22 protein-coding genes are annotated in these 23,271 nt (G+C 71.5%); 17 read left to right on the forward strand and 5 right to left on the reverse strand.

The window, feature by feature from the left end; genetic code table 11:
* From ACH4ZX_RS33480 to ACH4ZX_RS33560, 17 genes are all read left to right on the forward strand, one after another.
* Positions 1-1,083 (forward strand): biotin/lipoyl-containing protein (locus ACH4ZX_RS33480; RefSeq protein ID WP_398281151.1); only part of this gene is annotated, 1,083 nt, incomplete at its 5' end.
* A gap of 5 nt (positions 1,084-1,088) precedes the next feature.
* The gene (locus tag ACH4ZX_RS33485; protein WP_398281153.1) at positions 1,089-2,069 is read left to right on the forward strand and encodes a hypothetical protein; all 981 of its coding nucleotides are present in this window, start codon (positions 1,089-1,091) and stop codon (positions 2,067-2,069) included.
* A 56-nt stretch (positions 2,070-2,125) separates the two neighbouring features.
* Entirely contained in the window at positions 2,126-3,592 is a 1,467-nt protein-coding gene (locus tag ACH4ZX_RS33490; RefSeq protein WP_398281156.1) for an FAD-dependent monooxygenase, read from the forward strand.
* A gap of 47 nt (positions 3,593-3,639) precedes the next feature.
* Complete coding sequence (locus ACH4ZX_RS33495) at positions 3,640-3,969, forward strand: TcmI family type II polyketide cyclase (RefSeq protein ID WP_398281159.1); 330 nt, start codon at positions 3,640-3,642, stop codon at positions 3,967-3,969.
* The gene (locus tag ACH4ZX_RS33500; RefSeq protein WP_398281162.1) at positions 3,966-5,237 is read left to right on the forward strand and encodes a beta-ketoacyl-[acyl-carrier-protein] synthase family protein; all 1,272 of its coding nucleotides are present in this window, start codon (positions 3,966-3,968) and stop codon (positions 5,235-5,237) included. The genes ACH4ZX_RS33495 and ACH4ZX_RS33500 overlap by 4 nt, the downstream gene beginning before the upstream one ends.
* Positions 5,234-6,454, forward strand: coding sequence for a ketosynthase chain-length factor (locus tag ACH4ZX_RS33505; RefSeq protein ID WP_398281165.1), 1,221 nt, complete (start codon positions 5,234-5,236; stop codon positions 6,452-6,454). The genes ACH4ZX_RS33500 and ACH4ZX_RS33505 overlap by 4 nt, the downstream gene beginning before the upstream one ends.
* A gap of 375 nt (positions 6,455-6,829) precedes the next feature.
* Positions 6,830-7,102 carry an acyl carrier protein gene (locus tag ACH4ZX_RS33510; protein WP_351894915.1) on the forward strand — a complete coding sequence of 91 codons (273 nt, stop codon included), beginning with the start codon at positions 6,830-6,832 and terminating at the stop codon, positions 7,100-7,102.
* A gap of 156 nt (positions 7,103-7,258) precedes the next feature.
* Positions 7,259-8,044, forward strand: coding sequence for a 3-oxoacyl-ACP reductase FabG (gene fabG / locus ACH4ZX_RS33515; RefSeq protein ID WP_398281168.1), 786 nt, complete (start codon positions 7,259-7,261; stop codon positions 8,042-8,044).
* 37 nt (positions 8,045-8,081) lie between these two features.
* The gene (locus ACH4ZX_RS33520) at positions 8,082-9,026 is read left to right on the forward strand and encodes an aromatase/cyclase (protein WP_398281171.1); all 945 of its coding nucleotides are present in this window, start codon (positions 8,082-8,084) and stop codon (positions 9,024-9,026) included.
* Between the two features lie 3 nt (positions 9,027-9,029).
* Complete coding sequence (locus tag ACH4ZX_RS33525; RefSeq protein ID WP_398281174.1) at positions 9,030-11,408, forward strand: SDR family oxidoreductase; 2,379 nt, start codon at positions 9,030-9,032, stop codon at positions 11,406-11,408.
* A gap of 4 nt (positions 11,409-11,412) precedes the next feature.
* Positions 11,413-12,879 carry an MFS transporter gene (locus ACH4ZX_RS33530; RefSeq protein ID WP_398281177.1) on the forward strand — a complete coding sequence of 489 codons (1,467 nt, stop codon included), beginning with the start codon at positions 11,413-11,415 and terminating at the stop codon, positions 12,877-12,879.
* Positions 12,880-12,913: 34 nt separating this feature from the next.
* Complete coding sequence (locus ACH4ZX_RS33535) at positions 12,914-13,060, forward strand: hypothetical protein (protein ID WP_398281180.1); 147 nt, start codon at positions 12,914-12,916, stop codon at positions 13,058-13,060.
* On the forward strand, positions 13,057-13,839 hold the full coding sequence (locus ACH4ZX_RS33540; protein WP_398281183.1) for a 4'-phosphopantetheinyl transferase family protein: 783 nt from the start codon (positions 13,057-13,059) through the stop codon (positions 13,837-13,839). Before ACH4ZX_RS33535 ends, ACH4ZX_RS33540 begins: the two co-directional genes overlap by 4 nt.
* Positions 13,840-13,867: 28 nt before the next feature.
* Positions 13,868-15,487, forward strand: a complete 1,620-nt coding sequence (locus tag ACH4ZX_RS33545; protein ID WP_398281186.1) for an acyl-CoA carboxylase subunit beta — start codon at positions 13,868-13,870, stop codon at positions 15,485-15,487.
* A complete protein-coding gene (locus tag ACH4ZX_RS33550) occupies positions 15,484-15,720 on the forward strand; it encodes an acyl-CoA carboxylase epsilon subunit (protein ID WP_398281189.1) in 237 nt (78 codons plus the stop codon). Before ACH4ZX_RS33545 ends, ACH4ZX_RS33550 begins: the two co-directional genes overlap by 4 nt.
* Positions 15,721-16,230: 510 nt before the next feature.
* A complete protein-coding gene (locus tag ACH4ZX_RS33555; RefSeq protein ID WP_398281192.1) occupies positions 16,231-16,554 on the forward strand; it encodes an acyl carrier protein in 324 nt (107 codons plus the stop codon).
* Between the two features lie 960 nt (positions 16,555-17,514).
* Complete coding sequence (locus ACH4ZX_RS33560) at positions 17,515-18,249, forward strand: transposase (RefSeq protein WP_398281195.1); 735 nt, start codon at positions 17,515-17,517, stop codon at positions 18,247-18,249.
* Between the two features lie 153 nt (positions 18,250-18,402).
* Here the strand turns inward: ACH4ZX_RS33560 and ACH4ZX_RS33565 are convergent, their stop codons facing one another.
* The 5 genes from ACH4ZX_RS33565 to ACH4ZX_RS33585 form a co-directional block, all read right to left on the reverse strand.
* Complete coding sequence (locus tag ACH4ZX_RS33565; RefSeq protein WP_398281198.1) at positions 18,403-19,428, reverse strand: hypothetical protein; 1,026 nt, start codon at positions 19,426-19,428, stop codon at positions 18,403-18,405.
* Positions 19,429-19,695: 267 nt separating this feature from the next.
* The gene (locus ACH4ZX_RS33570; RefSeq protein WP_398281201.1) at positions 19,696-19,851 is read right to left on the reverse strand and encodes a hypothetical protein; all 156 of its coding nucleotides are present in this window, start codon (positions 19,849-19,851) and stop codon (positions 19,696-19,698) included.
* 313 nt (positions 19,852-20,164) lie between these two features.
* A complete protein-coding gene (locus ACH4ZX_RS33575) occupies positions 20,165-21,646 on the reverse strand; it encodes an amino acid adenylation domain-containing protein (protein WP_398281204.1) in 1,482 nt (493 codons plus the stop codon).
* A complete protein-coding gene (locus ACH4ZX_RS33580; RefSeq protein WP_398281207.1) occupies positions 21,643-22,941 on the reverse strand; it encodes an ATP-grasp domain-containing protein in 1,299 nt (432 codons plus the stop codon). The genes ACH4ZX_RS33575 and ACH4ZX_RS33580 overlap by 4 nt, the downstream gene beginning before the upstream one ends.
* A 56-nt stretch (positions 22,942-22,997) precedes the next feature.
* Positions 22,998-23,261: a phosphopantetheine-binding protein gene (locus ACH4ZX_RS33585; RefSeq protein WP_398281210.1), complete on the reverse strand. Its 264-nt coding sequence runs from the start codon at positions 23,259-23,261 to the stop codon at positions 22,998-23,000.
* Positions 23,262-23,271 lie beyond the last annotated feature (10 nt).

Genomic DNA, 23,271 nt, shown 5'->3' on the forward strand with positions numbered 1-23,271 from the left:
CAGCGCCGCCACCAGAAGCTGGTGGAGGAGGCGCCCGCGCCGTTCCTGTCCGAGACCCAGGTCGCCGAGCTGTACCGGGCCTCCAAGGCCATCCTGAAGGAGGCCCACTACGAGGGCGCCGGCACGTGCGAGTTCCTCGTCGGCCAGGACGGCACGATCTCCTTCCTGGAGGTCAACACCCGCCTGCAGGTCGAGCACCCGGTCACCGAGGAGGTCGCCGGCATCGACCTGGTCCGCGAGATGTTCCGCATCGCCGACGGCGAGGAACTCGGCTACGACGACCCGCCGCTGCGCGGCCACTCCTTCGAGTTCCGCATCAACGGCGAGGACCCCGGCCGGGGCTTCCTGCCCGCCCCCGGCACGGTGACGACGTTCACGCCGCCGTCGGGTCCCGGCGTCCGGCTGGACGCGGGCGTGGAGTCCGGCAGCGTCATCGGCCCCGCCTGGGACTCCCTGCTCGCCAAACTCGTCGTCACCGGCCGCACCCGCGCCGAAGCCCTCCAGCGCGCCGCCCGCGCGCTGGACGAGTTCACCGTCGAGGGCATGGCCACCGCGATCCCGTTCCACCGCACCGTGGTCCGCGACCCCGCCTTCGCCCCCGAACTGACCGGCTCCACCGACCCCTTCACCGTCCACACCCGCTGGATCGAGACCGAGTTCGTCAACGACATCAAGCCATTCGCCGCCCCCGCCGACACCGAGGCGGAGGAGGACGCCGGCCGTGAGACGGTCGTCGTCGAGGTCGGCGGCAAGCGCCTGGAGGTCTCTCTCCCCGCCTCGCTCGGCATGTCCCTGGCCCGCACCGGCCTCGCCGCCGGCGCCAAGCCCAAACGCCGCGCCGCGAAGAAGTCCGGCCCCGTCGCCTCCGGCGACACCCTCACCTCCCCCATGCAGGGCACCATCGTCAAGGTCGCCGTCGAGGAAGGCCAGGAAGTCGAGGAGGGTGACCTGGTCGTGGTCCTGGAGGCGATGAAGATGGAACAGCCCCTCAACGCCCACAAGTCCGGCACCGTGACCGCGCTCGCCGCCGAGGCGGGTCAGGCCCTCTCCTCCGGTGCCGCGGTCTGTGACATCAAGGACTGATCGACGTGGCATCACTCACCTACACGGACGCCGTCAACGAGGCACTCGAGCGGTTGCGTCCGGTGGGCTTCGAGCACGGCCGGAGTTTCGTCAACCATGCCCCGATGGCCGCCGAGGCCCTGGCCCACATGGGGTACGCCGACGAGGTCCCGGGCTGGGTCGAGCGGAATCTGCGCAAGTACCGCTACCACGACGTGCCCGAGCGCCGGTGGACCATCGACCCGGCCGACCCGCAGGACTGGAAAGCGGCGCTCGGGGACTTCTCCCGGGTCGCCGACTGGACGGCTCTCTTCGAGCGGGAGCTGACCGGGGAACCATGGACCGAGGTCCTCGCTCGCTGGTGGCCGCGGTTGCTGCCCGGCATGTCGGGCATGCTGACGCACGGCGTGATCCGCACCGCGCACGCGGTCCGCGCGGTGGCGGCCGCCGACGGTGACAACCGCCGCCAGCTGGGCGAGCTGGCGCAGGGGCTGGGTTACTGGGCCTCACGCTACTCGGCCGGCGGCGTCCGGGCGGGCACGGCGGACGCAGGCGCGCAGCCGGGACCGGAGACGGCCGCCGAGGGAGGCGACGGCCGCGACCCGGCCGTGCGGGCACTTGACGATCTGGTCGCCGAGTACGCCGGGATCTACGCCACCGTCTCCCAGCACCACCCCATTCCGCTGATCCACGCGGTCACCGGGCCTGCCGCCGTACGCCTGGTGGCCGAGCACCTGCCGCCCGAGCAGCGCTGGCCCTCCTACCTGGTCGCGCGGGCGGTCAGCCGCACGATGCTCGACTGGTTCCACGCCACGCCGTCCCCGGCGGCGGTGCTGCCGGAGGCCCCCGGCGTGCAGGAGGTCTTCGCACAAGCCGTCCAGGTCGGTGACGAACACACCATCAAGCTCGCCGAGGTCGCCGTCCGGCACGAGGCGCTCGCGCCCGACCCGCGGCACGCGGCGGCCGCCCACGTGGCCAACCAGGCCATCGGGCGGCTGAACCTCTGATCTGCCTCTGACCCGTTCTTCCCCGCCCGGAGGGCGGGTTGTTCCCGAGGAGTGTCATGGACGCACAAGTCATCGTTGTGGGCGCCGGACCGGCCGGCATGATGCTCGCGGGCGAGCTGCGGCTCGCGGGCGTGAACGTCATCGTCCTGGAGAAGCTGCCCGCCCGTACCGGCGAGTCCCGCGGTCTCGGCTTCACCGCCCGCACCATGGAGATATTCGACCAGCGCGGACTGCTCCCGCGTTTCGGGGACATCGAAGTCAGCAACGTGGGCCATTTCGGGGGCCTGCCCGTGGACTTCGGTGTCCTCGACGGGGCGCACCAGGCTGCCAAGAGCATTCCGCAGTCGGTCACCGAGACCGTGCTGGAGGAGTGGTCCACGCAGCTGGGCGCGGACATCCGGCGCCGCCACGAGGTTCTGTCGGTCAAGGAGAAGGAGGACAGCGTCGAGGTCGAGGTGCGCGGCCCCCACGGTGTGCAGCACCTGCGCGCCGAGTACCTGGTCGGCTGTGACGGTGGCCGTTCGACGATCCGTAAGACGCTCGGTTTCGATTTCCCGGGTACGGCCGCGACCTTGGAGATGTTCCTCGCCGACGTCCGTGGGATCGAGCTGCAGCCCCGCATGATCGGTGAGACCCTTCCCGGCGGCATGGTGATGGTCGGCCCGCTGCCCGGTGGTGTCACCCGGCTGATCGTCTGTGAGCGCGGTACCCCGCCGCAGCGACGCGACAAGCCCCCCGCCTGGGACGAGGTCGCGGCGGCCTGGCAGCGGCTGACCGGTGACGACATCTCACACGCCGAACCGGTGTGGGTGTCGTCGTTCGGTGATGCCACCCGTCAGGTCACCGAATACCGGCGGGGCCGGGTGTTCCTCGCGGGTGACTCCGCGCACATCCACCTCCCCGCCGGCGGCCAGGGCATGAACACCAGTATCCAGGACTCGGTGAACCTCGGCTGGAAGCTGGGCGCCGTGATCCGCGGGCGGGCCCCGGAGTCGCTGCTCGACACGTATCACGCCGAGCGGCACCCGGTGGGACAGCGCCTGCTGATGAACACCCGTGCCCAAGGCCTGCTGTTCCTGTCCGGGCCCGAGGTCCAGCCGTTGCGTGACGTGCTCGGCGAGCTGATCCGCTACCCCGAGGTCAGCCGGCACTTCGCGGCGATGGTCTCCGGCCTGGAGATCCGCTACGACCTTGACGGCGGATCGCACCCGCTGCTCGGCCGACGGCTGCCCAATGTGAAGCTGAAGGGTCACAAGCTGGTGTCTTCCAGCACCGAAGCGCTGCACGCCGGGCGGGGTGTGCTGCTGGACTTCACCGGCAACGACCGACTGCACGACCGTGCCTGGCCCTGGCTGGACCGGATCGACATCGTCGCGGCGGCCCCTGACCTGCCCGAGGACAGCGTCCTGCAGGGCACCACCGCTGTGCTGGTCCGTCCCGACGGCTATGTGGCCTGGGCCGCTCCGGGCAGTTACGCCGATCTCCCGATGTCCCTCGACCGCTGGTTCGGCCCGGCCCGCTGACCCCACCGACCCCACCCCCCTGCGGCCCCTGGCCCGAAGGAGAGACCATGCACAGCACGTTGATCGTCGCCCGGATGGACCCGGGCAGCAGCCACGAAGTGGCCCGCCTGTTCAAGGAGTTCGACAACACCGAGATGCCGCACCTGATGGGCACCCGGCGGCGTCAGCTCTTCGCCTACAGGGGGCTCTACTTCCACCTGCAGGACTTCGACACCGACAACGGCGGCCAGCTGATCGAGGCGGCCAAGACCGACCCGCGCTTCGTGCAGATCAGCGAGGACCTCAAGCCGTTCATACAGGCCTATGACCCGGCGACGTGGCGCTCTCCGGCGGACGCGGTCGCCACGCGTTTCTACGACTGGGAGGGCCGGGCGTGAGCGCCAGGCGAGTGGTCATCACCGGAGTCGGCGTCAGCGCTCCCGGTGGTGTGGGCACGAAGAACTTCTGGAACCTGCTCAGTGAGGGCCGCACCGCCACCCGCGGCATCACCTTCTTCGACCCGTCTTCCTTCCGGTCCCGGGTCGCCGCCGAGATCGACTTCGATCCGGAAGAGCACGGCCTGAGCCCCCAGGAGATCCGCCGGATGGACCGGGCGGCGCAACTGGCGGTGGTCAGCGCCCGCGAGGCACTCGCGGACAGCGGCCTCGATCTGTCCGGCGCGGATCCGTACCGGGTCGGTGTCACCATCGGCAGCGCGGTCGGCGCGACCATGGGACTCGACCAGGAATACCGGGTCGTCAGCGACGGCGGCCGGCTCGACCTGGTGGACCACACCTACGCCGTCCCGCACCTGTACAACTACCTGGTGCCCAGCTCCTTCGCCGCCGAGGTGGCGTGGTCGGTGGGCGCCGAGGGCGCCACGACGGTGGTCTCCACCGGCTGCACCTCCGGCCTGGACTCGGTCGGGCACGCGGTGGAACTGATCCGTGAGGGCTCGGCGTGCGCCATGGTGGCCGGCGCCACCGACGCCCCGATCTCGCCGATCACCCTGGCCTGCTTCGACGCGATCAAGGCCACCACCCCGCGCAACGACGACCCCGAGCACGCCTCGCGGCCCTTCGACGGCACCCGCAACGGCTTCGTGCTCGGCGAGGGCTCCGCGGTGTTCGTACTGGAGGAGCTCGAGGCCGCGAAGAAGCGCGGCGCGCACATCTACGCGGAGATCGCCGGCTACGCCTCGCGCTGCAACGCCTTCCACATGACGGGGTTGCGTCCGGACGGCCTGGAGATGGCCGAGGCCATCACGGTCGCGCTGGGCGAGGCCCGCCTCAACCCCGAGGACATCGACTACATCAACGCGCACGGCTCCGGAACGAAGCAGAACGACCGGCACGAGACCGCCGCGTTCAAGAAGAGCCTGGGCGATCACGCCTACCGGACTCCGGTGTCCTCCATCAAGTCGATGGTGGGGCACTCGCTCGGTGCGATCGGCTCGATCGAGATCGCCGCGTCGGTCCTCGCCATGGAGCACGGCGTGGTGCCTCCGACGGCGAACCTGCACACGCCCGACCCCGAGTGCGACCTGGACTACGTGCCGCTGACGGCACGCGAGCACCGCACCGACGCGGTGCTGACGGTCGGCAGCGGGTTCGGGGGCTTCCAGAGCGCGATGGTGCTCGCCCGACCGGAGAGGAGCGCGGCATGAGCACGGCCACTGCGCGGACGGTGGTGACGGGGATCGGCATCGCCGCTCCCAACGGCCTGGGCACGGCGGACTACTGGGCGGGTTGCCGCTCAGGCAAGAACGGCATCGCCCGTATCACCCGTTTCGACCCGTCCGGCTACCCGGCCAAGCTGGCCGGGCAGGTCCCCGGATTCACCGCCGCGGACCATCTGCCGAGCCGGCTGCTCGCCCAGACCGACCACATGACCCGCCTCGCCCTGGTGGCCACCGACTGGGCGCTGGCCGATGCGGGTGTGGTGCCCGCCGAACTGCCCGCCTACGACATGGGCGTGGTCACCGCCAGTTCCTCGGGCGGCTTCGAGTTCGGCCAGGGCGAGCTGCAGAAACTGTGGAGCCGGGGCAGCCAGTACGTCTCCGCCTACCAGTCCTTCGCCTGGTTCTACGCCGTCAACAGCGGCCAGGTCTCCATCCGCAACGGCATGAAGGGCCCCAGCGGTGTGGTCGTCTCCGACCAGGCCGGCGGACTGGACGCGCTGGCTCACGCCCGCCGTCAGATCCGCAAGGGAACCCAGCTCATCGTCTCCGGGTCGATCGACGCCTCGATCTGCCCGTGGGGCTGGGTGGCGCAGCTGGCCGGCGGCCGGCTGGCCACGTCGGAGGAGCCCGACCGGGCCTACCTGCCGTTCGACGCCGCCGCGGCCGGCCACGTACCGGGTGAGGGCGGCGCCATCCTCATCCTGGAGTCGCAGGAGGCAGCGGCCCGCCGGGACGCACGGGTGTACGGCGAGATCGCCGGCTACGGTGCGACCTTCGACCCCGCGCCCGGCAGCGGGCGCCCGCCCGGACTGCGCAAGGCGATCGAACTCGCCCTGGCCGACGCGGAGGTGGACGCCGGCGACATCGACGTCGTCTTCGCCGACGCGGCGGCCGTGCCCGACCTCGACCGGATCGAGGCCGAGGCGCTGAACGACGTGTTCGGGCCGCGTGGCGTGCTCGTCACCGCGCCCAAGACGATGACCGGCCGGCTCTACTCGGGTGCCGCCCCGCTCGACGTGGCGACGGCGCTGCTCGCCATCCGGGACGGTGTCGTCCCGGCCACCACCAACGTCGACCCCGACCAGTCCTACGGCCTCGACCTGCTCACCGGCGAGCCGCGCGCCATGGAGGTGCGCACCGCTCTGGTCCTGGCGCGCGGCCACGCCGGTTTCAACTCGGCCCTCGTCGTCCGCTCGGCCTGACCCGCCCGGCACCCGCCCGGCACCCGCCCGGTGGACGCCCGGCCGGCCGCAGTCCACGGCCCGTCTCCGGCGGCGTTGCCTGCACGGGCCGGCCGCAGGACGCGGCCGGTCACGGCCTCCAGCCAGGGCGTGAGCCGGGACCGGCGCCCCGTGCGTCCGCTGCCCGGACCGGTCAGCACCGGATGTGTCTGTCCGACCGGTCCACTCGTCTCTCCTGTGCCTGTGCCTGCGCCTGTGCCTGCCCCGTGCCTGTGCCTGCGCCCGTGCCCGTGCCCGTGCCTGCGCCCGTGTCCGGGTGCCCGGTGTGAACGTCCTCCGGCCCTTCCCGGGGGCGTGTCCGGGCCCCGAAATTCCCAGAAGAGAAAGGAACTACCTGTGGCCACCCAGCCCTTCACCCTCGACGACCTCAAGCGGATCCTCCTGGAGGCCGCCGGGGTCGACGAAAGCGTCGATCTCGACGGTGACATCCTCGACACCGAATTCGAGCAGCTCAGCTACGAGTCGCTGGCCATCCTGGAAACCTGCGGCCGGATCGAGCGCGACTACGGCATCTCGCTCGACGACAGCGTGGTGACCGAGGCCAAGACCCCCCGCGCTCTGCTGGACCTGGTCAACGCCCAGCTCGCCGAGACCGCCAACGCGGCCTGACCCGCGCCACCGCACCACCCCCCTCTCTCTCACACACACCGGCCGCCGGTACCCGCCCCCCTGGGCCGGGTTCCGGCGGCCCCCCCCCCGGACCGGGGCACACCCCTGCCCAGCAGCAGACACACGACCACAAGCGCCTACAAGGGAGCACCAGACATGTCCGACAAGCACCAGCGGGTCGCCCTCGTCTCCGGGGCCACCAGCGGAATCGGCCTCGCGGTCGCGCAACTGCTGGCCCAGCAGGGCCACCGGGTCTTCATCGGCGCCCGCGACGCCGAGAACGTCGCCCGGACCGTCAAGGAACTGCGCGCCCAGGGCCTGGAGGTCGACGGCGGCGTCCTCGACGTCCGCTCGGCACCGTCGATCGAGACCTTCGTCAAGGCCGCCGTGGACCGCTACGACACCGTCGACGTGCTGGTCAACAACGCCGGCCGGTCCGGTGGCGGTGTCACCGCCGACATCGAGGACGATCTCTGGTACGACGTCGTCGAGACCAACCTCAACAGCGTGTTCCGTCTCACCCGCGCTGTCTTGAACACCGGCGGCATGCGTCACAAGAACCGCGGCAGGATCATCAACATCGCTTCCACCGCCGGCAAGCAGGGCGTGGTCCTCGGCGCCCCCTACTCCGCTTCCAAGCACGGAGTCGTCGGCTTCACCAAGGCCCTGGGCAACGAACTCGCCCCCACCGGCATCACCGTCAACGCGGTCTGCCCCGGCTACGTCGAGACCCCGATGGCCCAGCGCGTCCGCGCCGGGTACGCCGCCGCCTACGACACCACCGAGGACGCCATCCTCGACAAGTTCACGGCGAAGATCCCCCTCGGCCGCTACTCCACGCCCGAGGAAGTCGCCGGCCTCGTCGGTTACCTCGCCTCCGACACCGCCGCCTCCATCACCGCTCAGGCCCTCAACGTCTGCGGCGGCCTGGGCAACTTCTGACCCCGCCGCCACCGCACACCCTCCGAGGAGTTCACACATGTCCCCATCCGAGCTGCGGGAAGTCGAGCACCAGATCACGATTTCCGCTCCGGCCGCCGAGGTCTACCGGCTGATCGCGGACGTCGCGAACTGGCCGCGGATATTCCCGCCGACCATCTACGTCGACCACCTGGAGCGCTCCGGCAACGAGGAACTGATCCGGATCTGGGCGACCGCCAACGGCGAGGCCAAGAACTGGACCTCCCGCCGTGTCCTGGACCCCGAGGCCCTCACGATCACCTTCCGCCAGCAGGTCTCCACCCCGCCGGTCGCGACCATGGGCGGCACCTGGATCATCGAGCCGCTCGACGGACAGACGTCGTCGGTCCGGCTGCTGCACGACTACACGGCCGTCGACGACGACCCGGCGGGCCTGGCCTGGATCGAGGAGGCCGTGGACCGCAACTCCCGCTCGGAACTCGCGGCCCTGAAGACCAACGTCGAGTTCGCCGCCGCGTCGGAGGAACTCACCTTCTCCTTCGAGGACACCGTCGAGGTCGACGGCTCCGCCAAGGACTGCTACGACTTCGTCAACGACGCCGGCCTGTGGTCCGAACGGCTGCCGCACGTGGCGACCGTACGGCTCACCGAGGACACTCCCGGCCTGCAGACCCTGGAGATGGACACCCGCGCCAAGGACGGCTCCACCCACACCACCAAGTCCTACCGCGTCTGCCTGGAAGGCCGGAAGATCGCCTACAAGCAGACCACCCTGCCGGCCCTGATGAACCTGCACACCGGCTACTGGACGTTCCGCGAGACGGAGACCGGCAGCCTCGCCTCGTCGCAGCACACCGTCGTACTGCGCCCCGAGAACATCCAGAAGATCCTCGGGCCCGAGGCAGGCGTGGCCGAGGCCCGGGAATACGTGCGCACCGCACTGAGCACCAACAGCCGCGCCACTCTGGGCCACGCCAAGGCCTACGCCGAAGCGAGGCGCTGACCCATGGCCGGCGCCGACGCTGTCGATACGCACGTCGTCGTGGTCGGTGCCGGACCCGTCGGGCTGATGCTCGCCGGTGAACTGCGGCTCGGCGGCGCCGATGTGACCGTGCTGGAACAGCTGGACGCCCCGACGACGGAGTCCCGGGCGTCCACGCTGCACGCACGGACCATGGAGATCTTCGAGCAGCGCGGTCTGATCGAGGGCCCGGCCGGCTTCGGTGACCCCCTGCCGCCGCAAGAACCCAGGGGACACTTCGGCGGCCTTCCGATGGACCTCACACTGCCCGGTTCCTACCCGGGGCAGTGGAAGGTGCCGCAGGTGGACACCGAGGAGATCCTCGGCGCCTGGGCGGCCCGGCTCGGGGCGAGGGTGCTGCGCGGCCACACGGTCGTGTCCCTGACACAGCATCCGGACCGTGTGGAGGTCGTCGCCGAGCACGCCGGACGGCACGTGAGGTTCACCGGTTCGTACGTCGTCGGCTGTGACGGCGAGAAGTCGGCCGTGCGACGGCTCGCGGCTGTCGATTTCCCCGGCAACGACGCCGAACGGGAACTGATCCGCGCTGACGTGGAAGGCATCGACATCCCCGGCCGGCGGTTCCAACGGCTGCCGAACGGTCTGGCGATCGCCGCCCGCCGCGGGGACGGTGTCACCCGGGTGATGGTCCACCGGTTCGGCACGCCGCCACGCGCCGGTGAGGCCGACTTCGCGGACATCGTCACAGCCTGGCGTGATGTCACCGGGGAAGACATCTCCGGCGGCACCCCGCTGTGGGTCAACTCCTTCGGTGACGCCTCCCGGCAGGCCGCGCGCTACCGCGACCGGCGGGTACTGCTCGCCGGGGACGCCGCCCACCAGCAGATGCCGATCGGTGGCCAGGCGCTCAACCTCGGCCTGCAGGACGCGGTCAACCTCGGCTGGAAACTCGCCGCGACGGTACGCGGGCGCGCTCCCGAGGGCCTGCTGGACACCTACCACGACGAACGGCACGAGATCGGACGCCGGGTGCTGTCCAACATCCGCGCGCAGGCCCGGCTGCTGCTCGGCGGGCCCGAGGTGGAGGCGCTGCGCTCCGTGATCGGGGAGCTGATCTCCTACGAGCAGGTCCGGGCGCATCTGGCCGGGATGATCAGCGGGCTGGACGTGCGCTACGGGCCCGCGGACGAACCGGAGCCGGTGGGGGCACGGCTGCCCGAGGTACGGCTCGACTCGGGCGCGACCACCCTCCGGCTGCTGCGCGCCGCACGGGGACTGCTGCTCGTGACCACCCCCGACGAGGAACTGCGTGCACGCCTGGTCCAGTCCGCGCGGTCCTGGTCCGCTGCCGTCGACACCGTGACGGCACACGTCGGCGGCAGCGGCCCCCTGAGCGGCCACCCCGCCGTCCTGGTACGCCCCGACGGTTACGTCGCCTGGGCGGGCGGGTCCCCGGACGGCCTGCAGGCCGCGCTCGCCCGCTGGTTCGTCCCCGGCACGCCGGCCGGGCGCCCGGCACGCACGCACACCGACCGGCCATCCGGCACACCCATTACCGGCACACCCGGCACCAGCACACCCACCGGCACACGCAATGCCGACACACGCAATGTCAGCACACACAAGGGCAGGAGAGGGCACATGGGCAACCTGACCGGAAAGACCGCGCTCGTCACGGGCGCCAGCCGGGGCATGGGCCGGGCCACCGCGGGCCGGCTGGCCCGCGACGGCGCGCTCGTCGCCGTGCACTACGGCACGAGCCAGGACGCGGCGGCCGAGGTCGTCGCCGAGATCGAGAAGGACGGCGGGCGGGCGTTCGCCGTACAGGCCGAACTCGGCACGCCCGGTGACGTGCACGAGCTGTTCCTCGCGCTGGAGCAGGGCCTGAAGGAACGCACCGGCTCCACCGAGCTGAACATCCTGGTCAACAACGCCGGTGTGATGGGCGGGGTCAAGCCGCAGGACACCACACCGGAACAGTTCGACCGGATCTTCGCCGTGAACGCCAGGGCACCGTTCTTCATCATCCAGCGAGCCCTGGCGATCATGCCCGACGGCGGGCGGATCGTGAACATCTCCTCCGGACTGACCCGGTTCGCCAACCCCGACGAGATCGCCTACGCCATGAGCAAGGGCGCCGTCGAGCAGCTCGCCCTGCACTTCGCCAAGGCGCTCGGCCCGCGGGGCATCACCGTCAACAGCGTCGCTCCCGGGATCACCCGCAACGGCAACCCGCTGTTCGACATCCCCGAGGCCGTCGAGGCCATGGCCGCGCTGTCCGCGTTCAACCGGGTCGGAGAACCCCAGGACGTCGCCGACGTCATCGCCTTCCTCGTGTCCGACGACGCCCGCTGGATCACCGGCTCCTTCGTCGACGCCAGCGGCGGCACCCTCCTGGGATGACACCGTGACCAGGACCCTTCCGCCGCCCGCGGCGGACACCGGGGAGGGACGGTGGAGCCTCCGGCTGTGGGGGCTGCTGATCGTCCTCGCCGGCAACATGCTCATCGACGCACTCGAAGTGTCCGTGGCGGTCGTGGCGCTGCCCTCGATCGCCACGGACCTCGCGCTGCCGCTGACCGAAGTCCAGTGGGCGATGACGGGCTTCGCCGTCGGCTTCGGCGGACTGATGCTCTTCGGCGCGCGAGTGGTGAGCCTTCTGGGGCGCCGCCGGGTCTACCTCGCGGCGCTCTGCTGCTTCGCCGCGGCCTCCGTCCTCAGCGCGCTCGCCCAGGAACCGGGGCTGCTGCTCGCCACCCGCCTGGTCAAGGGATTCTGCGCGGCCCTGACGGCACCCACCGGGCTCGCCATCATCTCCACCGCCTTCCCGGAAGGACGCGCCCGCACCCGGGCGCTGTCCGTCTACGCCCTCTTCGGCGCCGGCGGCTTCACCGCGGGCCTGCTCCTGTCCGGCTGGCTGACCACCTACACCTGGCGTCTGGCCTTCACCTTCCCTGCCCCGGTCGTCCTGCTGCTCTTCGCCTTCGGGCTGCGCCTCATCCCCGCACAGGACGGCGCAGCGGGCGGCGCGCCCGCCACCGCCACTCGCCACTACGACATCGCGGGCGCCGTCACCTTCGCCGGCGCGCTCCTGGCCCTCGTCAACGGCATCGCCGCGCTGCCCGGGCGAGGCTGGGACGACCTGCGGGCCACAGGATCCCTGGCCGTGGCGGTGGTGCTGCTGGGAGTGTTCTGGGCGGTGGAACGCACCGCGGCCGAGCCGCTGCTGCGCACCCGGCCACTGCACAGCCGGGCCCTCCGGCGCTCGGCGCTCGGCGCGGCCTGCCTCAACGGCTCCTACCTCGGCCTGCTCTTCGTGCTCACCCACCAGATGCAGACCGTCGCCGGCTGGTCACCACTGAAAACGGCGCTGGCACTCGTGCCGGCCGCCGCGCCCCCGGCACTCACCGCACTCGCCTCCGGGCGCCTGGTCGCCCGGTTCGGCGCGCCCCGCCTCATCGCGGCCGGCGCCGCCTGCGCCTTCGCCGGCTACCTGCTGCAACTACGCCCCTCCTGGCCGCTCGACTACCCAGGCCGGCTGCTGCCGACGCTGCTGCTGGTGGGAGCGGGATTCGTCCTGTCCTTCGCCGCGCTGAACATGCAAGCGACCTGCGAACTCGAGCCCGCCGACCGCGGTGCGGGCAGCGGGCTCTACCAGACGGCCGTGCAACTGGCCGCGGTCGTCGTGGTCGCCGTGGTCGCCGCGCTGCTCGCCGCCTCGGACACCGGCGCCGGGCCGGCCGCGGCGATCGGCGCCTGCCGGGCTGCCCTGACCCTGGTGGCCGCACTCGGAGGGCTCGGACTGCTGGTCGGCCTCACCGGCTTGACACCAGCCGCCGCCACCCGTGCCGCCCGGTCCGCACCACGCACCTGACGTCCGTCCTCCCACCCCACGAGGGGGCACGATCATGGACCAGACAACGAAGGCCCGGGTCCCGCCGGGACCGACAGCCCGGCCGGTCCCGGCACACCCGGACCACCAGTCCGGGAACAGCCCGCACCAGCGCACCGGACACCACCACCCCGACCCCCACCACGCCGCGAGCACCACGTGACCGGGAAACTGCTCACCCCTGAAAGGTCCCTGACCCCGCGGCTGCCCCTGCCCGGGCAGCTCGACATATGGCTGGTGCGCCGCCCCCGGCTGAAGACCGTCGCCGAACTGCTGGACCTCTCCGACCTCAGCGACACCGAACGCCGCCGCACCGCCTCCTTCGTACGCCTCGCAGACGCGGCGACGTACGCCTGCGCACACGTCGCGCTGCGCCGCCTGCTCGGCGCCTACCTGGGACTGCCCCCGCGCGACGTACCGTTCGTGCGGGAGCCCTGCCCCGGCTGCGCCGGACCGCACGGCCGGCCGGCCGTCGCCCACCCCGACCCGCCCCTGCACTTCTCCCTGGCACACAGCCACGGCATGGCCGCCGTCGCCGTCTCCCACAAGGTCACCGGCATCGACGTCCAACGGCTGCCACGGGCCGACACCGTCGAGTTGTGCACTCCGTCGCTGCACCCGCAGGAACAGGCGGAATTGGCGGACCTGGACACCGAGGAACGCCGCACGGCCTTCGGCCGGACCTGGACCCGCAAGGAGGCCTACCTCAAGGCACTGGGCACCGGCCTGTCCCGTGACCCCGCTCAGGACTACCTGGGTTCCGACCCGCGCCGCCGGCCGGCCGGCTGGACCGTGCTCGACCTGCAGTCCGGCCCCCGGCACCACGCGGCCGTCGCCGTGCTCGGCGCACCGCCCGACCGGCTCACCCTGCGCCGACTGCCCACCTCCGCGCTGTACCCCGGCGCGACGGTGGATCTCGACGCCGACGGCACGACCACTTGAGCATCCGACTGGGGAGCGTGATACAGCAATGTCGATCGAACAGGAAGTCGATCAGGTGATCGACCGGCCCAGACTGCGTGACCGCGAGTACCGCGGCCAGTGGAGCGCTGCCGACCGTATCGAGGAACTCGGCCTGATCAAACAGGCCGCCCGGCACGGCGATCCACTCGCCACCGAACGCCAGCACGCCAAGGGCAAGCTCACCGCTCACGAGCGGATCGAACTGCTCCTCGACGAGGGCTCGTTCACCGAGGTCGAAATGTTGCGCCGCCACCGCGCCACCGGCTTCGGACTGGAGAGGAAACGCCCCTACACCGACGGTGTGATCACCGGCTGGGGCACGGTCCACGGCCGTACCGTCTTCGTGTACGCACACGACTTCCGCATCTTCGGCGGTGCCCTCGGCGAGGCCCACGCGCAGAAGATCCACAAGATCATGGACATGGCCATGGCCGCAGGCGCGCCCCTGGTCTCGCTCAACGACGGTGCGGGCGCCCGTATCCAGGAAGGCGTCTCCGCGCTCGCCGGTTACGGCGGGATCTTCCAGCGCAACACCCGGGCATCGGGAGTCATCCCGCAGATCAGTGTGATGCTCGGACCGTGTGCGGGCGGTGCCGCCTACTCGCCGGCGCTCACCGACTTCGTCTTCATGGTCCGCGACATCTCCCAGATGTTCATCACCGGCCCGGACGTGGTCAAGGCCGTCACGGGAGAGGAGATCACCCAGAACGACCTCGGCGGCGCGGACGTGCACGCCACCACCTCCGGCGTCGCCCACTTCGCCTACGACGACGTGCGCTCCTGCATGGAGGACGTGCGTCACCTGCTGTCCCTGCTGCCGTCGAACAACCGTGACCTCCCGCCCAGGGCCTTCGGGTCGGATCCGGCCGACCGGCGTACCGACCGGTTGCTGGAACTCGTTCCCGACGACCCCAGCCGGGTCTACGACATACGCGCCGTCATCGAGGAGATCGTCGACGACGGCGACTACTTCGAGGTCCACCCCGGCTGGGCGACCAACATGGTCTGTGCGCTGGCCCGTCTCGACGGCGAGGTCGTCGGTGTCGTCGCCAACCAGCCCGCGTCCTTCGCCGGTGTCCTCGACATCGACGCCAGTGAGAAAGCCGCCAGGTTCGTCCAGTTCTGTGACGCCTTCAACATTCCCCTGGTCACGCTGATCGACGTTCCCGGTTTCCTGCCGGGTGTGGACCAGGAACACAACGGGATCATCCGGCGCGGCGCGAAACTCCTCTACGCGTACTGCAACGCCACCGTGCCGCGGATCTCCCTCGTGCTCCGCAAGGCATACGGCGGCGCGTACATCGTGATGGACTCCCGCTCCATCGGCACCGATCTGGCCCTGGCATGGCCGTCCAACGAGATCGCCGTGATGGGAGCCGAAGGCGCGGCCAACGTCATCTTCCGCCGCGAGATCGCTGCCGCGGACTGCCCGGAGGCCGTCCGCGCACAGAAGATCAAGGAATACCAGGCAGAGCTGATGCACCCCTACTACGCGGCCGAACGCGGTCTCATCGACGACGTCATCGACCCGCGCGACACCCGTCGCGCGCTCATCCGCTCGCTCGCCATGCTGCGCAGCAAACAGGCCGACCTGCCGTCCCGCAAGCACGGCAACCCGCCGCAGTGAGCGGCACCGACAGCGCGGACGGCAGCCTCGTCATCCGTGTCGTGAAGGGCCAGGCCGGCCCCGCCGACATCGCCGCGCTGACCGCCGTGCTCCTCGCCCGCGCCGCCGCGCTCGCCGCGGCGGGCCCCGGACTGCAGGACCAGCGGCCCACCGCCGTCTGGCGCCGCCCGGAACGCATCCCGCACCACCATGACCCCCGCGGCTGGCGTATCACCGGCGGCCGCCCGGGGTGACCGCGCAAGGGCACAGGCGCCCGGCTCACCCTCCGGCCCCCGGGCGCTCTGCGCACACAGGTCCGGCTCCTCGCTGACCGGGCCGGGATCTCCGAGCGGACCGACCGGCACGGCACCCTGTTCGACGCACCGGACGGCCACCACTCCGACGACACCCGACCCCGCACGATCCTCACCGAGGACTGCCGGCCGGAACTCACCGACGGCACGGTCGAGGGGACTCCGCGAGACCACCGCGTTCCCCTCCGACCGCACGTCGCCCGTACCCGCTGCCCGTGTCCGCCTCGCAACCGCCCCACGCCAGTCCCGGCCCGGGGGCTGCTTCGGCACCGGCGGCTGCACCGAGGGCGAGGCGGTGCGGACCCCGGACGGCCGGCGGCTGCACCGCCGGCGGTTGCACCGGTCCGGCCGGACGGGCCGGACCGCCCCCGGGCCCCGGCCCCGCGCCCTGCACAGTTCCCGGCCCGCCCCTCGCAGCCGAACCCCCAAGTTGGACGAAAGGATGAGACCATGTCAGGAGAACCAGCCACCCTCGATCTCGCGACACTGCGCCAGCTGCAGCGTGACGCCCGCCTGCAGATCTTCGAGAGGTTCCTCTGCCGCGATCTCGCGAAGTGCCTCGACATCCCGCCGGCCCACCGGATCTCCCTGACCCGGCCGCTGCGCACTCAGGGAATCGACTCACTGACCGCGCTGGCCCTCCAGCGCCGACTGCAGTCAGCACTCCGGATCCCTGTTCCGGCCCACCACTTTCTCCGGGAACAGTCGGTCGGAGAACTGGCCGTCACGCTCAGCGAGCTGATCGACCGGACCAGCCCTTCCGGCTCCTGCTGACCCTCCCGCCTCTGCGGCCCGCCGGCCTGCACAAGGCCTTCGAGCCCGCGCCCGCCGAAGGCCACCGACGCCCACTCCCTCGCCAAGGCCGCCCGCCCGAGCAGGCCATGGAGGAAGAAGCCCGGGACTGGAGCCGCCTCCCCGACCAGCAGGAGACGAAGCCAGCTCCGCATCACCCGGGGCTGACAGGAGCGGCCTCGCCCGAAGACTGCTCACCGGCCTGGCCCGAGCGCACAGGGCGCCCCGCGTGGAACTCGTGCTGGGCGAACCCGGCACCGGTGAGACCAGCCTGCTGTGGAACCCCACCAGGCGGCTCACCGGTCGACGGGCTGCTGCACCAGCCCAAGCACCGCGGCTCGGTAGGGACTGCTGCACCGATATGTGACACCTGAACCGGCTCGCTGAGAGGCGCCCTGGAAGGATGTTGCAGTGCCCAAGCCGTATCCGAAGGAGTTCCGCGAGGACGTCGTGCGGGGCGCGCGCAACCGTGAGCCCGGCGTCACGCTGGAACAGATCGCCGCCGGCTTCGGCCTCCACCCGATCAGGCTGTCGAAGCGGCTGCGCCGCGCCGACAGCGACGAGGCGCCAGGCCCGCGACGGCGTCGGGTGAGTCGGCCGAGCTGCGCGAGGCCCGCAAGCGGATCCGGCTGCTGGAGCAGGAGAACGAGGTCCTGCGGAGGGCCGCGGCGCATCTGTCGCAGGCGAACCTGCCGGCAATACGATGTACCCGCTCGTCCGCGAGCCGGCCGCCGCCGGTGCCCCTCACCGGGTGCCGGTGGCGGTTACGTGCCGGGTGCTCGGGCCGGCTCGCCAGCCCTGCTACCGGTGGCCGGCCTCACCGGTCACCGACGCCGAGCTCGCCGAGACACACCGGGCCAACGCCCTCTTCGACGCGCATCGCGACGATCCCGAGTTCGGTCACCGCTTCCTTCTCGCCGAGGCCTGGGCCGCCGTGAGTCGATGGCCGAGCGGACTGCCTGGCGGATATGCCGGGACAACGAGTGGTGGAGCGCCTTCGGCAAGCGCAGAAGCCGTGGGAAGAACGCCAAGGCCGGGCCGCCCGTCCATGATGATCTGGTGCGGCGGGACTTCACCGCAGCCGGGCCGAACCGCTTGTGGCTGACGGACATCACCGAGCACGCAACCGGTGAGGGCAAGCTGTATCTGTGTGCCGTCAAGGACGTGTACTCCGGCCGCATCGTGGGCTGTTCCATCGACGCCCGGATGCAGTCCGGCCTCGCGGTCAGAGCCCTTGAATCCGCGGTGGCCCGTCGCGGCCGGGTCGCCGGATGCCCGGACAGCAGCGGCAGCCGGGTCCCGCGCAGCGCGCGCCGGGCGCGGGCGATCCACGGATCGGTGCCGGTCGCAGCCCCCAGGACAGCGGCCACCCGGGCCGCAGTCACGTCCTGCTACGGCAGCGCGAAATCGTACACGAAACCGACAGGTGCCAGGTGGTACCCGACCACAGGCCGACTCACCACGACGAGCAACTGCGCCGACATCAACATCAAGCCCCACCAGTCCGCCTATGTGGAGGTGTGCTTCTACCCGACGTCGGGGGGCAGTACGTGCAACTCCTACAAGTACGCACCGGCAGGTCAGTGGACCGTGGTGGCCACCGGTGTCGAGGACGGCACCCGGTTCCAGTTCCACTTCGCCTCGGACGCGTACAACTCCGGCGTCTGGGCCGGCTAGCGGTCCTCACGTCTCGGCGGCAGGCAGCCGCCGACCGGCGGCTGCCTGCCGCTTTGCGGGTGGTGGCTTGCCCGCCTGACGGCCGGTTCGTTGCCGGACGGCCCATGCGCCGACATGTCTCCTCGGCGGCTGTACAGGTCCTGACCGAGCGGCCTACTGGATGCTCCAGCGGTGCGGGTGGCCGGGTTCCCTCGGGCAGGCGAAGACGTTGAGCTGGCCCCAGCGCCCCACGGTGACCTCGGTCGGCTCAGCGGAATGGTGGGCGGCGAGGCCCTGTTCTTCCAGCGGCTTCCAGCTGCCGCTGCCGCCGTCCCATTCCGAGCTGTCGACGGTCAGCAGCAGGTGCATCGGCGCCGAGCAGGTCCGGCAGTTCATGGGGGAGGGGTCGGTGGTGTGCCAGGAGGCGAAACCGCCGACGCGCCAGCCCGGTGGGATGGACAGGTCGTACTGATAGCCCACCGGCGCTGCGGCATCCTCACCCGTCGGCTGCTCCTCCTCCAGCGCCGCCTCCCAGGCGTCGATCCGGGCGCACAGGTCGTCTGGGAGGAGGCCGGCGAACGGGTAGGTGGCCACCTGCTCCGGGTGCAGCACGCACGGCTCCGGCACATATCCCTCGGAGCCGACCACCTGCGGCTGCGGCGGTGACTCCAGCACCGCGGTGACCTCCCACGACCGGCGCCAGCGCAGGTCCAACAGCATGCCGTAGCCGGTCGGGCCGTGTGCGTCGAAGGGGCACCAGAACACCTGGAGCAGATCGCAGTCGTCCGGTCCGGCCGGCAGGTCGGGGATGTCCCTCCGGTAGAGCTGCGCGAGACCGATCAGTGGCAGTGCACCGTTCGCAGCGGGATCTGGGACGCAGTGTTCCCGGCCCAGCTCCCGCAGCGACTGCCGTTCCTCGTCCGTGGGACCGGGGTTCGGTTCACGGAGCCATGCGGAAGCCAGGATCCGCCGCTTGCGGTGGATGTCCACCGGGCGTCGGCCACGCGCGTGGCTGTGCGGCTCGGTGCACACCGGCCAGGGTTCGTCCATCGGCCACAGCAGCGGACCGCCCACGGAACTGGTCGCTGCGTCCGGTCGGCCGGGGCGCGGGTGGAGCCGGGTGGTGGTGCCCCGGTAGGCTGCCAGCTCCGGGAACAGCGCCTCGACATCGAGCGGGCGCGGCGGTGTGGTCCTCGACATGCACGTGACCTTAGGACAGCCGTCTCCGAACGACTCAGGGCGCCCTACGCCGGTTGCCGTGAGCGATCATATGAACGATGCTCCGCCCGCCGAGGAACATGCCTGACGTGGCAGGGGAGCGCGTGACCGTCCGTCATCCCGGACGAGAGCAGGCATGAACGTGCGTTGGTGCGTTCACAGTGAACGCACTCCGAACGCATCGCCCCCCGGGGCGAGGGGTGCCGCCCATGCGCCTGCTTCACGCACGGGCGGCAGGCCCGGGGCGGGTCAGCTGGACGGCAGCACCTTCCAGGAGCCGGTGCCGGTGCCGCGGTCGGTGTAGTGGCTGGTGACGACGTCGTACTTGGCGCCGGACTGGTTGGCGGCGCCGTTGGTGTCGAGGAAGCCGCCGTTGGCGGACTGGTAGTCGTCGAGCAGGTGCACGATGTCGTCGGTGCGGATGTGGCCGTCGGCGGGCGAGGACGTCTTGCCGAAGATGTGCCACTTCGCGGTGCCGGGGCCGCGGTCCTTGGTCTTCGTGGCCGAGACCTTGTACTTGGCGCCGCTCTTGGTGGAGACGCCGTTGGTGTCGAGGTAGGTGCCGCCGCCGTACGCCTGCCGTCACCCGGGACGTCCGGGGGACCAGGGGCATACGGCACCAGACAGGCCCTTGGGACGTGGCGCGGGGCGGCCGGCAGCCCGGCGTCCCGCGTCATCGAGTCAGGCGGTGAGCGGACGTGGCTGCGCGCCGGTTCTGTCAGCCACCTGTCGCGGACAGCAGCGCACGACGGTCGAGCTTGCCCTGCGGGGTGCGCGGCAGGGAAGGCAGCGGTGTGATCACCGCCGGGACGAGGTGGCGCGGGAGACGGGCGGCGAGGGCGGTGCGCACGGCCTCGGGCGGAGCGGCGCCGGGTCGGGCGGTGTAGAAGAGGGCGAGCCGGTCGAATCCGCCGTCGTCGCCGGGCAACGGCAGCACGGCGCAGTCCCGGACGCCGGGCAGTCCACGCGCCGTGGTCTCGATCTCGGCGGGCTCCACACGGTGGCCGGCGATCTTCACCTGGCGATCGGCCCGGCCCCGGTAGTGCAGCACGCCGTCCGGGTCGAGGACGCCCAGGTCGCCGGTACGGTAGAGGGGGACGGACCGGCCGTCCTGCCGGTGGGTGGTGAAGTTCGCCGAGGCCGGATCCTCGCCGAAGTAGCCCAGGGCGAGCCCGGCGCCGGTCAGGCAGATCTCGCCGGTCGTGCCGGGGGGCACCGGCTCGTCGCCGTCCAGCACCAGGACTCCGGTACCGCGGACCGGCCGGCCGAGCGGGATCCCGTCCGGCAGCGCGCAGTCGACGCGGGAGACGGTGTGAGTGGTGGCGAACACGCAACTCTCCACCGGGCCGTAGCCGTTGACGAGCGCGATGTCGGGATGCCGGTCGAGGAAGCGCGCCACATGCTCGGGCGACAGCCGCTCGCCGCCGGTCATGACGCGGCGCAGCCCGCCGAAGGCGTCGGGATCCTCATCGACGAACAGGTTGAACAGCGAGGATGTGAGCCACAGTTGGTCCACGCCGTGTCGTTCGGCGAGGTCCCGCAGGTCGTCGGGCAGCAGGCGGTCGTCCTCGGGGACGACACAGGTGCCGCCGGTGGTGAGCATCCCCCACACCTCCAGCGTGAACGCGTCCCACGGCACCGGCGCCGCCTGCGGCATGGCGTGGCCGGGGCCGAAGTCCGCGAACGTCGGGGCGCCGAAGAGCCGCAGTGTGGCCCGGTGCGGGGAGACCACCGCCTTGGGCCGTCCGGTGGTGCCGGACGTGAAGAACACCGTCGCCGGAGCGTCGCCTGCTCCCGGCGGGGCGGCCGGCGCCGCGTCCGGGACCGGACCCGGATCGTCCAGCAGTGTCCAGGCTGGGACCGGCCAGCCTGCGGGTTCGTCGGTCACGACGAGCGGCGCGCCCAGCCGGCGGGCCAGGGAGGCCAGGTGAGCACGCGGCCAGCGGTGGTCGAGGGCGCAGTACGCGGCGCCGGTGTGCAGCACCGCGAGCAGCGCGGTCAGCAGCCGGATGCCCCGCGGCAGCACCACGGGGACGATGTGCCCGGGCCCGACGCCGAGCTGGGCGAGCCGGGCCGCGTGAGCACGGGCGCCGGCGTCCAGAGATCCGTAAGCGATACGGGCCGAGCCGTGGATCACAGCGGTGGCGCCGGGACGCAGCGCGGCCTGCCTGGCGACGGCGTGGTGGATGAGGCCGGTCACCGTGCCTCCCCGCCGGGGACGGTGACCGGCAGGTGTTCCAGTTCGGCCGCCGTGAGCGTGCGGGTGCCGCCGGCGAAGGTGAAGGTGTAGCTCAGCAGGCGGCGGGCGCGTTCCATGGTCGCGAAGACCTCCTCGAAACTGCCGCCGGCTCCGGTGACGGTGTCGAGTGGGCGGGTCATGACGCTGGTCGGCCAGTGCTCCCCGGGCTCGACCGTGGGACGGTAGGCGACCACACCGGGCAACGCCCGGACCGCATCGATGCCGTGCACCTCCTCCAGGGTGAATTCCTCGACGGGGGCCGGGGGAATGTACTGGAAGTGGAAGCCGCGCGGGGGCGGCGGCGGCGTCCAGGCGGTGAGCCCGAGGGCGAGGCGGCCGGACAGCTCCACGCAGTCGAAGCCGAGCGCCCGCCGGCACATCTCGTTGATGCGGCCGCCGAGTCGCCCGTTCACCTCGACGATACGGGGGCCGTCGGCGGTGAGCTTGACCTCCGTGTGGGTGATGCCGGTGGTCACACCCAGGGCGTCCAGCGCGCGGTCGACCAGGTCCTCGATCTGCTGGATCTCCTCCTTCGGCAGCGGCGACGGCCACACCTGGCCGGTCTCCCGGAAGGGCGTGAGCTGGGGGAGCTTGCCGGAAACGGCGAGTGGGACGCGGCCGGAGGGGGTGCAGACGGTCTCGACGGAGACGTAGTCGCCGAAGGGTTCGCTGGGCCGGCCGACGAGGTACTCCTCCAGGACGAACACGGGCGCCCCGGCCGGCTGCGCGGAGCCGATGAGTGCGGTGAACAGGGCGCGTCCGGCGTCCGCGTCGGTGACCAGGTGGGCGTCGCGGCTGCCCTGGCCGTGGACGGGTTTGAGAACGGCGGGCAGTCCGACGGCGGCGACGGCGGCCGCCCAGTCGCCGGGCGTGGTCAGGGCGGCGCTGCGCACGTCCTCCACTCCGGTCTCGCGCAGCCGCTGCCGCTGGCGGGACTTGTCGGTGAGCAGGGACGCGGTCCTGACACTGTGGTACGGCAGGCCGAGACGTTCGGCGAGCCGGGCGGTGACCGGCAGCATCGCGTCGCTGTAGCTCACGATGGCGTCCGGGGCGAGAACGGCCAGAAGGTCGGCCGCTTCGTCGAAACCGCGGTCGAGGCGGACGACTTCGCCCAGGTCCTGCAGGAGCGGGATCAGCGGGGTGGTGTGCGGGGAGTCCTCGCCGACGAAGACGAGGTCGCCGAGGTGGCCGAGGCCCATCGCGATCTCGGCCACGTTGACGGAACCGTAGTCGTAAGTCACGGCAATCGTGGTCATGTCTGCTCCTTCGCCGGTGGGATTGCAGCGCACGGTCGGCAGCGCGGGACGGACGGCTACTGGGCGGCGGTCTCGACGAGGGTGCGCACCTGCGCGGTGAAGTCGGACAGCACGGGGTGGTCGAAGATCAGGCGGGTGGGGACGGGGACGGACAGATCGCGACGCAGCCGGGTGACGGCGCGCATCGCGGCCAGCGAGTGCCCGCCGAAGTCGAAGAAATGGGTGGCCGGCCCGTCCGGCTCGGCCTTCAGCACCTCGGTCCACACGCGTAGGACGGTGTCGTCGATGGATCCGCCGGATGCCGGCTGGCGTTCGCTCATGGGATCTCCT

The organism is Streptomyces sp. NPDC020490, from assembly GCF_044335305.1.
In the GTDB taxonomy this organism is placed as follows: domain Bacteria; phylum Actinomycetota; class Actinomycetes; order Streptomycetales; family Streptomycetaceae; genus Streptomyces.